Here is a 15,244-nt window from a genome sequence, read left to right as displayed (position 1 = left end):
TTAAACCCCAATCATGGAACAACAAATTATCCAGGAAGAAAAGAAACCAAACTTATTGGCATTTCAGGTTGCAATTGCTTTTGCTTTTTATACACTTGCACTAATATTTATTCTTAACCTTATCGGTATGGGAGCGCAAGGTATTGATGCCCCAATTTGGCAGAAAGCACTATCAATGGTTTTGTCATACGGAACATTTATCATTGCAATTTATTATGCACAGTATAAGCACAAGCAAGATTTAGGCGGTTATGTAACTTATAGTCGTGCGTTTTCTACTGGTTTTAAAGTTGCCGCCTACGCAGGTTTATTTATTGCCATTTTAATGGTTCTATATTATAAAGTTATCGATCCATCTGCACTTCAGGATATAATTGATATGCAAATTAAAGCTGTTGGCGATAATGAACAGGCTATAAAGGGAGTACAAATGATGAGTAAGTATATGACGCTTATGATTGCATTTGGGTCTGCACTTACTTATACTTTATTTGGCTTAGTTATAAGTTTAATCACAGCTGCTGTCGTTAAAAAGGAACGTCCTTTGTACTAACAGAAGTTAAATAATAATAAAACATAAAATTTATAACGTGCAGGTTTTATCATTTTATTTCAAATAACACCAGGTGCCAAACCTTTATATTATCTCTGGATGTAATGGTGCAGGAAAAACAACTGCATCATTTACTGTTTTGCCTGAGATGTTGAATTGTAGAGAATTTGTAAATGTAGATAATTTTTCAGCTGTTTCTGATTATTGGCTCATTATTAATAGTTCTGATAGCGATTTACAATTTATTGCTGAGGGGAATCTAAACAAGGAAATAACTATCTTTGAGAAAGATATATGGCAAAATTTAATCTAATATTAAATGGATAGTAAGATTAATAATAATGAAATGAGAGAAAAGATCAGAAATGGACTTAACCTTGCTTTCAAAAGGCTCATTGCTTTCAAAAGAAAAAATGATGGTATATTAGTTTTTTCCAATCGAGGGAAAATTGTAAAGGTAAAAGCTAAAAATATAAAACTATAATACAGATCAAAAATTTATAACGTGCAGGTTTTATCATTTTATTTGATGAAATTTGCACGTTTTAATTTAACGCCAAAATTTTGAACCATTGAGATTCGTCCCAATAGTTCAATGCTAATATTTTAATAAGATTAATGGATATATCAGTTGTAGTACCCTTATATAACGAAGATGAATCTTTGCCCGAATTAACGGCCTGGATTGCTAAAGTAATGGACGAGAATAATTTCAGTTACGAAATTATTTTGGTTGATGACGGCAGTACGGATACTTCCTGGGAAGTTATTGAAAACCTTCGAGTACAAAACAACGCCATAAAAGGAATTAAATTCCGAAGAAATTATGGTAAATCTGCAGCTTTAAATGTGGGTTTTGAAGCCACTCAAGGTGATGTTGTAATTACCATGGATGCTGATTTACAGGATAGCCCTGATGAAATTCCTGAATTATATCGTCGTATTAAAGAAGAAAAATTAGACCTTATCTCTGGTTGGAAAAAGAAACGTTACGATCCGATTACGAAAACCATCCCTACAAAATTATTTAATGCCGCAACTCGTAAAATGAGTGGTATTGAATTAAACGACTTTAATTGCGGTTTAAAAGCTTATCGTAGCGATGTAATAAAAACTATTGAAGTGTACGGAGAAATGCATCGCTATATTCCTGTAATTGCAAAATGGGCAGGTTTTAGCAAAATAGCCGAACAGGTTGTGGAGCATAGAGCACGTAAATACGGTACAACTAAATTTGGTTTCAGCAGATTTATAAATGGTTTTTTAGATTTATTATCCATTTTCTTTGTTGGTAAATTTGGAAAACGCCCAATGCACTTTTTTGGTTCTTTAGGTGTGCTAAGCTTCCTGATTGGAACTTTTATCGCTGTTTGGATGATCGGTGAAAAATTATATCATATTGCAGCACATATCGCTTACAGAAGAGAAATTACCGATCAACCTTTATTTTATATTGCTTTGGTTGCCATAATTGTTGGTTCACAAATGTTTCTTGCAGGTTTTATTGCTGAACTTTTATCGCGTAATGCACCTGAAAGAAACCAATACTTAATTGAAAAAGAACTTAAATAAGCAGAAAGAATAAAGCTTAAAGCAAAAACGCTTTGGTCTTTGGTCTTTCAGCTTTCAGCTTAAAAAAATGTTTTTCTCCATTATAATTCCACTTTATAACCGTCCTCAAGAAATTGACGAATTATTAAACACCCTAACCAAACAAACTTATTTGCAGTTTGAAGTTTTGGTTATTGAAGATGGATCAAAAGATGATGCTAAAGAAATTGTACAACGCTATACCAATAAACTGGATATAAAATATTTCTTTAAGGAAAATGCCGGACAAGGTTTCGCTCGAAACTTTGGTTTTGAAAAGGCGCAGGGTGATTACTTTGTAATTTTCGATTCTGATTGCTTAATTCCTGCAAATTACTTAGAAACAGTAAAAAACTATTTGTACGAACATCATTTAGATGCTTACGGAGGACCAGATGCCGCTCATGAAAGTTTTACACCTGTGCAAAAGGCAATCAGTTATGCCATGACTTCTCCATTTACAACGGGAGGAATTAGAGGTAATGCAAAACACATTGGGCAATTTCATCCACGCAGTTTCAATATGGGTGTTTCGCGTCAGGTTTGGGAAAAAGTTGGTGGTTTTATTTTAACCAGGTTGGGAGAGGATATTGAATATAGCATCCGTATTCACGAAAATGGATTTAAAATAGGCTTAATTCCTGATGCAAAAGTATACCATAAAAGGAGGACAAGCTTTAGCCAGTTCTATAAACAATTACACTTTTTTGGCCGGGCAAGAATTAATATTTATAAACATTTTCCTTCTCAATTAAAACTGATTCATTTTTTTCCTGCGGTATTTACTGTTGGTTTTGCATTTACAATACTATGTAACCTATTTTATTGGCCTTTAGCTGTTATTTGCAATTTCTTTGTATTAATTTACTTTTTGTTGATATTTTTTCACTCTTGGTCAGTAAATAAATCTTTAAAAGTTGCATTTTTGAGCATTATATCTTCATTTATCCAATTAACAGCTTATGGTTTAGGATTTATACAAGATTTAATTAAAAGAGTGCTACTAAAACAACAATGATCAGTTATCTAAAAGAAAGTACATTTGCCGTTAACGAAGTAATTCGTAAAGCTTGGGGCATTACTAAAAAACATTATTTCTCTATAGCTACGCTATGTTTTTTAATGTTTATTACCGCTAGTGCTTCTAGTTTAATGGCCTTTTTTATTAAAGATGTAAGCAAAGTGCTCAGTGTTTTAATGGTTTTTATCTTTATTATGCTCTACTTTACCATCAATCTTTCTTTATTTAAATACATTTTCCACTTAATGGATGATGAACAAGGTGATGTTAAAATTGTGGATACTTTGCCTACAAGACAACAAATTATCAGGTTTTTAGTAGCCACCTTATACTTTATTGGTTGTATTTTCGGAGTTTATTTGGTGGTTATCCTAATTGCATTTCCTTTTATTTATACAGGTATCAATCTCGAAATTGTTAAAAATGTAGCCATTTCTGTCGGTATTATAGCCATTTTTATTACCTGGTTAAGAATTTCCTTTTTCCCGTTTTTTATTATTGACAAAAATTCAAAACCATTCGAATCTATAAAATTAAGTTTAGCCACTACAAAAGGGAATTTCACTAAAATACTTTTGCTGTTGGTTATTCTTGGCGGTGGTTACTTGATCTATCTTTTGTTAAATTATTTACAATGGCCATTAGTTGCTTTTATTGTAAATATATTAAGTTCATTTATCATCGTTCCTTTATCGTCAGTAGCTTTAACGGTAGTTTACCGTAAGTTAATGGATGAATATAAAGGCGATGAGCATCCAGATATTTTACATAATATAGTGTAGTAGAAAACGGCATTCTGTCATTCAGTTACACTATCATTCAATCATTATTACATGGGATTAAAAGCAGCATTAAGCAAACCGTTTGCAGCATTTGCAGTAAGGCAGATTAATAAATGGAAATTTAATGCCGTTGAAGCTCAAAATAAAATCCTCCAAAAATTAGTTCAAAGCGCAGCCAATACTGCATTTGGTAAAGACCATTATTTTGCAAGCATAAAAACTTACGCAGACTTTAAAAAGTATGTGCCTATTCGTGATTATGAAGATTTAAAGCCTTATGTAGATCGTGTTGTGGCGGGCGAAGAGAATGTTTTATGGAAAGGAAAGCCACTTTATTTTGCCAAAACTTCGGGCACTACGTCAGGTGTTAAATACATTCCACTTTCGAAAGAATCGATGCCTGAGCACATTAAAGCTGCCAGAAATGCCATTTTAACCTATATAAATGAAACAGGTAAAACTGATTTTGTTAATGGTAAAATGATTTTTCTTCAGGGAAGTCCTGTTTTAACGGAGAAATATGGAATTAATATCGGTAGACTTTCGGGAATTGTTGCGCATCATGTGCCGGCCTACTTGCAAAAAAATAGATTACCATCTTATCAAACTAATTGTATAGAAGATTGGGAAGATAAGGTAGATGCCATTGTTGATGAGACTTTAAATGAAAACATGACTTTGATTTCGGGCATTCCACCCTGGGTTCAGATGTATTTCGATAAGCTTTCAGAAAAAACAAATGGAAAAAAGATTGCAGAGATCTTTAAAAACTTTAGCTTATTTATTTACGGTGGTGTAAATTTCGAGCCATATCGGGCTAAAATAGAACAAAGCATTGGCAAGAAGATAGATTCAATAGAGACCTACCCAGCATCTGAAGGTTTTATTGCTTATCAGGACTCACAAAAAGATAAAGGCTTACTTTTATTAGCTGATGCAGGTATTTTCTATGAATTTATTCCCGCAGATGAGTATTATAATGATAATCCAACTAGATTGTCGCTTGGAGAAGTAGAACTTGATACCAATTATGCTTTAGTGATGAATACAAATGCTGGTTTATGGGGGTATAGCATTGGCGATACTGTTAAGTTTGTTTCTAAAAACCCATACAAAATTGTTGTTTCTGGTCGGATTAAACATTTTATTTCTGCCTTTGGCGAGCACGTAATTGGCGAAGAGGTAGAACACGCACTTTTAAGTGTTGCGAACGAAGAAAATGTGGAGATCACAGAGTTTACTGTTGCTCCTCAAATCAATCCAAAAGATAGCAATTTGCCTTATCACGAATGGTTTGTGGAGTTTTCTACCTTGCCGAAAGATTTGGTTGCTTTTAGCAAAAAGGTTGATGAAGCTTTACAAAAGAAAAATATTTATTATTTTGACCTCATTGAAGGAAGTATTTTACAGCCGCTTATTATTCGTACTTTGCAGAAAGATGCTTTCGTAAACTATATGAGAAGCGAAGGTAAATTGGGCGGTCAAAATAAAGTACCAAGGTTGAGCAACGATAGAAAGTTGGCAGATGCTTTAGAGAAGTTTATTGCTTAATTGCTAAATTATTTAATTGCTGAGCAATGTGTAAAATATGAAAAATGGAAAAAAATTATTTGCAATTAAATCAAATAACAGCTTATACAAAGTCTTTTCATTTAGGTAATTTGGTATGGGAAATAACATCTAATTGGGATAATTTCGCTAAATACTCGATAGGACAGCAATTCGTTAATGCTGTAGATTCTATTTCAGCAAATATTGCAGAAGGTTTTGGAAGATACCACAAGAAAGATAAAGTCAAATTTTATTATATAGTTTTGGCTCAGTTAAAGAGTGTTTTGATTGGAACGAGAGGCGAAAGTGAGAAAATTGATTAATGTTGAAACTTATTCAAAGATTTTTGCAATTTTAGAAATTCTACCAAAAGAAATACACCAATTAATAAAGTTTACAAACGAAAGGTTAAAGATTTAATAATTAAATTTTATCCCGAGAGAAAGAAAAACAATTTGAACAATACAACAATACAGCAAGCTGTAAAAAATATAACCATTTTAGGTTCTACAGGAAGTGTAGGTACGCAGGCGTTGGAAGTGATCAGAGATAATCCTACTATTTTTAAAGTTTCTGTATTATCCGCTCTAACCAATTCCAAATTATTAATTCAACAAGCATTAGAGTTTAAACCTGAAGCTGTTGTAATTTGTGATGAAAGCAAATATAGTGAAGTTAAGCAAGCACTTTCTACGCATAATATTAAAGTATTAGCCGGTGAGAATGCACTTACTGAAGTTGCTGCTCAAGCTACAGCGGATATTGTTTTAACCGCTTTAATGGGGTCAGTAGGCTTAAAGCCAACAATTGCTGCAATTAAAGCCGGAAAAAATATTGCTTTAGCAAATAAGGAAACTCTTGTTGTTGCCGGAGAATTAATAACACAATTGGCAGCAGAAAATCAGGTGAAAATCCTTCCGGTTGATTCCGAGCATTCGGCAATTTTTCAATGCTTAGTAGGAGAGGAACAAAATGAAATTGAAAAAATTTACCTTACCGCTTCAGGTGGCCCTTTTTTAGGAAAAGATAGAGATTTTCTTTCGATAGTTAAAAAAGAACAAGCTTTAAAGCACCCTAATTGGGTAATGGGAGCAAAAATTACTATAGATTCTGCTTCGTTAATGAACAAAGGACTTGAAGTAATTGAGGCCAAGTGGCTTTTTAATCTAAATGTAGATCAAATTGATGTAATTGTACATCCACAATCTATTGTACATTCTTTGGTTCAGTTTACAGATGGCTCGATGAAAGCGCAAATGGGCGTTCCTGATATGAAATTACCCATTCAGTATGCTTTAACTTATCCAAATAGGCTAAAAAACAATTTTAAGCGTTTTAACTTTCTGGATTATCCAAACTTTAGCTTTCAAAAAGCCGATAAGCAAACCTTTAGAAATTTAAATTTAGCTTTTGAATCTCTGAAAAAAGGAGGTAATATGCCTTGTATTTTAAATGCAGCAAATGAAATTGTTGTTGAAGCATTTTTAAATGATAAAATTGGTTTCTTGGAAATGAGCGATGTGATTCAGCAATGCATGGAAGAAATCGAATTTCTGGAGAAACCGCAATTAAGCGATTATTTAGAAACTGACAAACATAGCCGTATCTTAGCGGCAGAATTAGTAACAAAAAGTATAGTTTAACATCTAACATAAAAATTTTATAAGAGAATATGAATGGATTGATTATGGCGGGGCAGCTTTTGCTCGGATTGTCTTTATTAGTAATCTTACACGAATTAGGGCATTTTCTGGCTGCAAGGGCGTTTGGTATTAAAGTGGAAAAATTTTATTTGTTTTTTGATGCATGGGGTTTTAAACTATTCAGTTTCAAAAAAGGTGATGTAGAATACGGCGTTGGATGGTTGCCTTTGGGTGGTTATGTTAAAATTGCCGGGATGATTGATGAGAGTATGGATACTGAGCAAATGGCACAACCAGCTCAGCCATGGGAATTTCGATCTAAACCAGCATGGCAGCGTTTAATTGTAATGCTAGGTGGTATTATTGTAAATGTTATCGTAGGCATTATTATTTTTTGGATGCTTACCTTTAAATATGGCAAAACGTTTACGCCTAACAGTGCTGTTGTAAACGGTATTCAGGTAGGTAAAGTTGCTTCGGATATTGGCCTTAAAAATGGCGATAAAATTTTAGCCATCAACGGGATTAAGGTTATTAAATTCGATGAAATTAAGAGTTCTAAGGTCTTAATGGGCGGCACTACTCTAACCGTTTTTCGCGGTGATAAAACGCTTGAGATTAAAATCCCCGATAACTTTTTAGATCAGTTGAAAGATGGTAAAGCACTTTTTGTAGAGCCTCGTTTAAAAAATATTGTTGATACCGTTATAAAAGGAAGCCCCGCTGAAAAAGCAGGCTTAAAAATTGGTGATAAAATTACTGAAGTAGATGGTGTTCCTGTAATTTATCAGGATGAAGTGAAGCCTGTTTTAGCTAAGAAAAAGGGTAAAAGCGCAAGCTTATCTATCGTTAGAGCTGGCAAACCGATGGAATTAACCGTTAATGTAGATACCACCGGTACAATAGGTTATTTAGGTAATATTAAGGAAATTAAACGTACTAAAACTACTTATGGCTTCTTCGCAGCGTTTCCAGTAGGTGTAAATATGGCTTGGAGCACATTTGCCGATAACGCAAAAGGTATTGGTAAAATGATTACAGGTAAGATAAGTGCAAGAAATATTAGCAGCCCAGTTGGCATAGCTAAAGTTTATGGTAGCACTTTTGATTGGATTAATTTTTGGACTTTAACAGGATTAATTTCAATGGCCTTGGCTTTTATGAATTTACTGCCGATTCCAGGCTTAGATGGTGGTCATGTTGTGTTTCTTTTGATAGAAATGATTCAGCGTAAACCAGTGAGCGAAAAAGTGCTTGAAAGAGCGCAAATGGTGGGATTTGTAATTTTAATTGGCTTAATGGTATTTGCCTTTGGAAATGATATCTTAAAATCGTTCGGTAAATAACAAATTTATATATTGCCGCAGGTGTGTTTAATTGTTTTTCAATGAATACACCTGCGGCTTTTTTAATGTACATAACCTATGGTAGAGAAAAAACAACTTCCCAACTATTTTGAGTTTTACGAATTACCTGTTCAATTTAATCCTGATATAAATGCTGTAAAGGCAAAGTTTTATGCCTTCAGTAAAAAATACCATCCCGATTTTTATGCCAATGAAAGTGAAGAAAAACAGCAAGAGGTTTTAGATCTTTCTACTTTAAATAATAAGGCATATCAAACTTTAAGTAATCCCGCAAAGCGTTTAAAATATGTGTTAGAGTTAAAAGGTATTGTAGAAACCGATGAAGGCTATCAGTTGCCGCAATCATTTTTAATGGAAATGATGGATGTAAACGAAGTTTTGATGGATTTGGAATTTGAACCTAATGCGGCTAAACTTTTAGAAGTAAGGAAGGAAGTAGATACCATTGAGCAGAAATTAAACGATGATTTATCTGCTTTAACAGATTCTTATAACGAAACCAATGCTGATGCTGCGGAAAAGTTAAGTACTATCAAGGATATTTTTTATCGCCAGAAATACATTAACAGAATAAGAGAGCGTCTGCCGAAAAATTAAATTTATTAATTCTTCCTGTTAATTTCGAACGGGTTGTAACACCGTATTGTCAAATCATTTTTTAGTTTTTGTTTGGCAAATCCTTTGTTTTACTTTCGAGATAAAACAATCAGATAATGAACAGTTCAATTTCCATTTTTCGTAAAGTAGCCGTTGCAGAGGGGATATCTTATCTTCTTTTATTATTCGTTGCTATGCCTTTAAAATATTTTGCAGGCATGCCATTGGCCGTTAAATATACGGGATGGGCACATGGCTTGTTATTTGTACTTTATGCGGCAACCTTAGTATTAGCATGGCAAGAACAAAAATGGAAATTTGGTAAAGCTGTTTTAATATTTCTGGCCTCTTTGTTGCCATTTGCGCCATTTATTGTAGATAGAAAATTAAAAGACGAACGTCCTGAAAATGCAAATAGCAGTATTTAAACTGTTTATACAATTATTTGAATCTAATTTAAAATAATTTTGTGATTTTGGCTTTCGTTGTATACATTTGCATCCCGCTGAATAAGCAAATGCCCAGCTGGCGGAATTGGTAGACGCGCTGGTCTCAAACACCTGTGGGAAACCGTGCCGGTTCGACTCCGGCGCTGGGTACAAAGCCTAACTATTTAATAGTTAGGCTTTTTTTATTTCTATACTCTGGTTTAGTTTCTTAACTAAACTACGCAAAACGACTGCATTAATCATTTTTAGTATTGTTAACTGTCTTTTAATTAGAAGATTATGTTTTTGCAGTACATTTGCGTAACCGCTGATTCACTTGTAATGACTATTTATGTAATTAAATCGAAGATTCAGTTTCTGTATTATCACTGCCGTAATCTGATCCACTGTAACTAATATTAGCACCGCTGTTTAGGTACACTAAATTTAATACCACACAATTAATTAATACAACCAATTTAACCCAATTAATATGAAAAAACACTACGAAAAAGAGGTTTAATTTAAAATGAAATCACTCTAAAGATACCGAAGATGGCGATCAAAGGTATTTAAGAATCAAACTGCTTTTACAAGCTGTACGAATAGTTTATCAATTAACCCCAACCCAAACAAAAACATGAATTATATTATTCATTGCATTGCGCTGTATAAAAAGCAGCACAGGCAAATGTGGCGAAGCATGAAGCTAACATTCGCTATTTTATTTCTAACACTGGTGCATACAAGTGCCTCAGGATTATCACCAAACATTAACCTCAATAAAAAGAATGCCACACCTATCAAAGGTTTTACTAATGAAATATTCAGTAAAACACCTATTGTTAAGGATAAACAACTGTTTAATAATGCAACTGGTTATTTTGCAATTATACAAGTAAATGGTCAGGTAAAGGATAAAAGTGGAAGTATACTTCCTGGTGTGAGCATTCGTGAAAAAGGAACCACAGCTGTAGCCTCTACCGATAGTAAAGGCAATTACCAAATTAAGGTAGGAGAAAATGCCACCCTGATTTTTAGTTTTATTGGGTACAAAAGTAAAGAAGTTCAGGTTTCAGGTAAAACAACCATTAATGTAGTGCTGGAAGAAGATATAAACCAACTTAAGGAGGTAACCATTTCTACAGGATATCAAGATGTGAACAAGAAATTGTTTACGGGATCGGCTACATCCTTAAAAGCAGCTGATGTTCAGCGTGTGGGTGTTCCAGATGTAAGCCGGATGCTCGAAGGTCAGGTTGCCGGAGTTTCCGTACAAAATGTTTCAGGAACATTTGGTGCGGCTCCTAAAATCAGAGTACGTGGTGCCACTTCATTAAGTGGGGACAATAAACCTCTTTGGGTAGTAGATGGAATTATTCTGGAAGATATTGTTAATATTTCTAATGAGCAATTATCTACTGGAGATGCCAGTACTTTGATCGGTTCTTCAATTGCAGGCTTAAACGCTGATGATATTGAGAGCTTTGAAATTTTAAAGGATGCTGCGGCTACTGCGTCGTATGGTGCAAGGGCAATGAACGGTGTAATAATTGTAACCACAAAAAAAGGTAAAAATACAGAAGGCAATGCCCTGGTTTCTTATAGTGGTAATTTTACTACCTTTTTAAAGCCTAGTTATAACCAGTTTGATGTTATGAACTCCGCCGATCAGATGCAGGTATATCTAGATATGCAAAATAAAGGCTGGATGAACCATCCCAATGTATCAAGTGAAATAAATGGTGGTGTTTTTCGTAAAATGTATGATTTGATGTATGATTACAACCCTCAAACTTCACAATTTGCATTAAAGAATGACGCTTTTAACCGTATTCAATTTTTAAACAGGTATGCCAATGCCAATACAGACTGGTTTGATGTTTTGTTTCGCAACTCACTGATGCAGGATCATTCTATTAGCATACAGGCAGGAACGGCCAAATCTAAATTTTACGCATCTACCAGTTATTTAAATGATAGTGGCTGGACGGTTGGTGATAATGTTAAACGCTTTACAGGTAATTTGCGTGGTACTTTTGATTTGACGGACAAGTTACAAATTGAATTAATTACGACAGGTTCCATCAGAGATCAGCGAAGCCCGGGTACAGTAAACCAGGATAATAATGCTGTAACTGGGCGAGCAGCCCGTGATTTTGATATCAATCCATTTAATTATGCTTTAAATACCAGCCGTACATTAACGCCTTATGATGAAAACGGAAAACGCGAATTCTTTGTTCAAAATTATGCGCCCTTTAATATCTTAACCGAGTTGGAAAATAACACCATTAAAACAACCTTAATTGATTTAAAGATACAAGGTGGAATAAAATACAAAATTACCAAAGATTTAAAGTATGCCTTTAATGGTTCTTATCGTTATGTTAAATCAGATCGGGAGCATAGCATAACAGAATATTCTAACGCGGCTAATGCATACCGTGCTTATGGCAGCCAAACCATTATAGAAAATAATAGGTTTTTATATAAAAATCCAGATAAACCAGGCAGTCTTCCAATGGTAGTATTGCCCGAAGGCGGTTTTTATAACACAACTTATAATGGTTTAACCAATTATTACATGCGTCATTCATTAGAATATGATAAAACTTTCAACGAAGATCATATATTCAATGCTTTCGCTGCTGTGGAATTAAGGTCTATTGATAAGCAAAACCGCCTGAACAATGGTATTGGTTATCAATTTGATCGTGGAGGGGTACCTTTTATCATTCCAGAATACTATAAGCAAGCGTTAGAAGCTAATTCTTTCCCTTATGAAATGGGGCATAATTATGAACGTTATTTTAATTATATGTCTCGTATTGCTTATTCTTATAAAGGTAAATATAGTGTCAATGTAACAGGAAGATATGATGGCTCTAACCTCATGGGCGAATCCAAAACAGCTCGCTGGTTGCCTACATGGAATGTTTCGGGTGCCTGGAATATTGATAAAGAAGAGTTTTATGGTGCCGATGAGCATGAAAATACTACTCCATCCCAATTGAGCAAAATTATAAATCGTGCTACAATCAGGGCTACTTATGGTTTAACTGCAAGCATGGGATCTGCCACGAATTCTTCAGTAATTCTGCGCAATCAAACCACTAGGAGAGCTGATGTGGTAGATAAAGAATCATCACTTTACATTAGTAACTTAGAAAACAGTAAACTCACCTGGGAAAAACAATATGAAACCAATATAGGCCTTGATTTGGGTTTTCTTAAAGATCGGATCACCTTATCAGTTGATTTTTATAAACGTAATGGTTTTGATCTGATCGGGCATTTACCAACTGCAGGTATTGGTGGCGAAAGTTTAAAATATGCCAATTATGCAGATATGAAATCGAAGGGGATTGAAGTCACTTTAAATGCCAAAATTATTAATCAGGATAAATTTAAATGGAGTACCAACTTAAATTTTGGTTATAATAAAAGTGAGATTACCAATTTAGAATATAGTCCTTCAATTTTTAACCTAATTACTCCAGATGGAGGTGCAAGACTGGGTTATCCACAAAGGGCTTTGTTTTCTATTCAGTTTGATGGTTTAGAGCATAATACGGGCTTACCAACCTTTATTAATGAAAAGGGAGAAAGAAATGCTCGGGCAGTATATTTTCAAAGTCAGGACCTTCAGTATTTAAAATATGAAGGGCAAGTAGATCCAAAAATTACGGGAGGTTTTTCTAACCGTTTTAGTTATGGCAACTTCTCTTTATCTGCACTGGTAACCTTTAGTGCAGGTAATAAAGTAAGGTTAAGCCCGAATTTTAGTGATACCTATAGCGATTTATCAGCAACTTCAAATGATTTTCTTCGCCGTTGGGTTAGTCCGGGCGATGAACTTAAAACTGATGTACCTTCTATTGCTGATATTTACATTATTAAAAACTTAGATGGGACTACAAAACCTTATAACGCCTATAATTATTCAAGTGCCAGGGTGGCCGATGGTGGTTTTGCCCGTTTAAAACAAGTAATGCTTACATACCAGTTGCCTAAAAAATGGGGTAAACCAATTGGAGCAACCAATGCTTCAATTAGTTTCACTGGCAATAACGTTTGGCTGATATATTCAGATAAACGCCTTAATGGGCAGGATCCTGAGTTTTTTAGTTCAGGTGGGGTAGCAATGCCTATTCCACATCAATATTCCGTATCACTCAAATTAGGATTTTAAAAGATGAAAACTATAAAATTTAATCAATATATCTATATAATCGGCTTTACACTCATCGGAGTGTTAAATGCCGGCTGCAAGAAGTTTCTGGAACATGCACCAGATTTACGTACACAGCTAAACTCTAAAGAAAAAGTAGCACAACTACTTACTTCTGCTTACCCTAAGGCTGATTATTTAGCCTTTACAGAGTTATCTTCAGATAATGTGGAAGATAAAGGACCAGCTACATATTATTCTTTGGGATCTGATGAACCCAGTTTAGTTAAGAATTACATGTTCGAAGATTTTGTGTCTGGATCACAAGAGGTAGGAGCAAGTACAGATTTTTACTGGGCCGCATGCTATAAAGCAATAGCATCAGCTAACCTGGCACTTGATTATATTGTTAAACACCCTGATGAAAATGATCTTTTGCCATACAAAGGTGAGGCATTAGTAGCAAGGGCTTATGCTCATTTTATGCTGGTGAGTTTATATGCTAAAACTTTTGTGCAAGGAGGGGCTAATAATTCTGCTGGCATACCCTATCTAACCGAAGTTGAAACTGTAGTACAGGGTAAATACGAAAGAGGAACCGTTGCCGATACCTATCAAAAAATAGAGCAAGATTTAACAGAAGGTTTGCCTTTGATAGATAATTCGGTTTATAAAACCGCCCCTAAATATCATTTTACTCTAAATGCAGCCAATGCCTTTGCTGCGAGATTCTACCTGTTTAAAGGCGAATTTGACAAGGTTATAACCTATGCTGCTAAGCTATTTACCAGTGATATTCAAACAAAGGGATTGTTAAGGCCTTGGAATACAACTTATATCAATGCCACAGATGATGCTTTTGAAATCATGTTTACTCAGTCTAGCCAAAATGCAAACCTGTTAATTTGCGAATCACCATCCATATGGTCAAGAAGTTGGTTTATCCGTTACGGTATGGGAAATAATGCCCGGAACAATATATTAGAAGGAAAAAATATTTCAGGCGGAAGTTATACTTACCGCGGCAACCCGCAGATCTATCCAAGGATATATACTAATAAATTCAAAGAATTGTTTTTTGAAACAAAAATAGGTTCAGGCTTTGGTGATCCTTATATTATGGTTCCTTTATTTACGACAGACGAACTATTAATGAACAGGGCAGAAGCTTATGTGCAAAGTAACCAGTACAGCATGGCTTTAAAAGACATCAATACTTTTTTAAGTACGCGTATTAACGGTTATGATGCGGCCAGTAATGAGGTTACCCTTGATAAGATTGCAAGTTATTACAACACTCAGGATCAAAAAAAGGGCTTAATTAATACCATTTTGGATTTGAAACGGGCAGAATTTATGCAGGAGGGATTGCGTTGGTTCGATTTAAACCGCTATGGCTTACCTATTAAACATACACTTGTTGATAACAACAATAAGCTGATTAAAACGCTTGAACTTACAAAAGATGACCCGAGAAGAGTTTTTCAATTACCGACAGCTGTATTAAAAGCAGGTCTGGAGCTTAACCCAAGATAGAA

The 15,244-nt window shown here is 34.5% G+C and carries 14 protein-coding genes and 1 tRNA gene; all 15 read left to right on the top strand.

Annotation, left to right across the window (positions count from 1 at the left end; translation table 11 throughout):
- Positions 1-13: 13 nt before the first annotated feature.
- The 15 genes from EHC72_RS06555 (at position 14) to EHC72_RS06490 (ending at position 15,242) form a co-directional block, all read left to right on the top strand.
- Positions 14-553 carry a DUF4199 domain-containing protein gene (locus EHC72_RS06555; RefSeq protein ID WP_131536874.1) on the top strand — a complete coding sequence of 180 codons (540 nt, stop codon included), beginning with the start codon at positions 14-16 and terminating at the stop codon, positions 551-553.
- Between the two features lie 73 nt (positions 554-626).
- A complete protein-coding gene (locus EHC72_RS23035) occupies positions 627-866 on the top strand; it encodes a hypothetical protein (RefSeq protein WP_246029388.1) in 240 nt (79 codons plus the stop codon).
- A gap of 6 nt (positions 867-872) precedes the next feature.
- The gene (locus EHC72_RS22620) at positions 873-1,037 is read left to right on the top strand and encodes a hypothetical protein (RefSeq protein WP_165585771.1); all 165 of its coding nucleotides are present in this window, start codon (positions 873-875) and stop codon (positions 1,035-1,037) included.
- A 134-nt stretch (positions 1,038-1,171) separates the two neighbouring features.
- Positions 1,172-2,125, top strand: coding sequence for a glycosyltransferase family 2 protein (locus EHC72_RS06545; RefSeq protein WP_131536873.1), 954 nt, complete (start codon positions 1,172-1,174; stop codon positions 2,123-2,125).
- Positions 2,126-2,192: 67 nt separating this feature from the next.
- Positions 2,193-3,161 (top strand): glycosyltransferase, encoded by a 969-nt coding sequence (locus EHC72_RS06540; RefSeq protein WP_131536872.1) that lies wholly within the window; start codon positions 2,193-2,195, stop codon positions 3,159-3,161.
- A complete protein-coding gene (locus tag EHC72_RS06535; protein WP_131536871.1) occupies positions 3,158-3,946 on the top strand; it encodes a hypothetical protein in 789 nt (262 codons plus the stop codon). The genes EHC72_RS06540 and EHC72_RS06535 overlap by 4 nt, the downstream gene beginning before the upstream one ends.
- A gap of 51 nt (positions 3,947-3,997) precedes the next feature.
- Positions 3,998-5,497 carry a GH3 auxin-responsive promoter family protein gene (locus EHC72_RS06530; RefSeq protein ID WP_131536870.1) on the top strand — a complete coding sequence of 500 codons (1,500 nt, stop codon included), beginning with the start codon at positions 3,998-4,000 and terminating at the stop codon, positions 5,495-5,497.
- Positions 5,498-5,541: 44 nt separating this feature from the next.
- On the top strand, positions 5,542-5,820 hold the full coding sequence (locus tag EHC72_RS06525) for a four helix bundle protein (RefSeq protein WP_131536869.1): 279 nt from the start codon (positions 5,542-5,544) through the stop codon (positions 5,818-5,820).
- Between the two features lie 132 nt (positions 5,821-5,952).
- Positions 5,953-7,140, top strand: a complete 1,188-nt coding sequence (locus EHC72_RS06520) for a 1-deoxy-D-xylulose-5-phosphate reductoisomerase (protein ID WP_246029387.1) — start codon at positions 5,953-5,955, stop codon at positions 7,138-7,140.
- A 29-nt stretch (positions 7,141-7,169) separates the two neighbouring features.
- A complete protein-coding gene (gene rseP, locus EHC72_RS06515; protein ID WP_131536868.1) occupies positions 7,170-8,486 on the top strand; it encodes an RIP metalloprotease RseP in 1,317 nt (438 codons plus the stop codon).
- A gap of 78 nt (positions 8,487-8,564) precedes the next feature.
- Positions 8,565-9,104 (top strand): Fe-S protein assembly co-chaperone HscB, encoded by a 540-nt coding sequence (gene hscB / locus EHC72_RS06510; RefSeq protein WP_131536867.1) that lies wholly within the window; start codon positions 8,565-8,567, stop codon positions 9,102-9,104.
- A gap of 116 nt (positions 9,105-9,220) precedes the next feature.
- A complete protein-coding gene (locus EHC72_RS06505) occupies positions 9,221-9,532 on the top strand; it encodes a DUF3817 domain-containing protein (protein ID WP_131536866.1) in 312 nt (103 codons plus the stop codon).
- A gap of 91 nt (positions 9,533-9,623) precedes the next feature.
- Positions 9,624-9,703 (top strand) — tRNA-Leu (locus EHC72_RS06500).
- A 469-nt stretch (positions 9,704-10,172) separates the two neighbouring features.
- Complete coding sequence (locus EHC72_RS06495; protein ID WP_131536865.1) at positions 10,173-13,727, top strand: SusC/RagA family TonB-linked outer membrane protein; 3,555 nt, start codon at positions 10,173-10,175, stop codon at positions 13,725-13,727.
- Between the two features lie 3 nt (positions 13,728-13,730).
- Entirely contained in the window at positions 13,731-15,242 is a 1,512-nt protein-coding gene (locus EHC72_RS06490) for a RagB/SusD family nutrient uptake outer membrane protein (RefSeq protein ID WP_131536864.1), read from the top strand.
- Positions 15,243-15,244: the final 2 nt, after the last annotated feature.

This window comes from Pedobacter nototheniae, assembly GCF_004335085.1.
Taxonomy (GTDB): domain Bacteria; phylum Bacteroidota; class Bacteroidia; order Sphingobacteriales; family Sphingobacteriaceae; genus Pedobacter; species Pedobacter nototheniae.
This window is presented reverse-complemented; position numbering and strand designations above follow the sequence as displayed.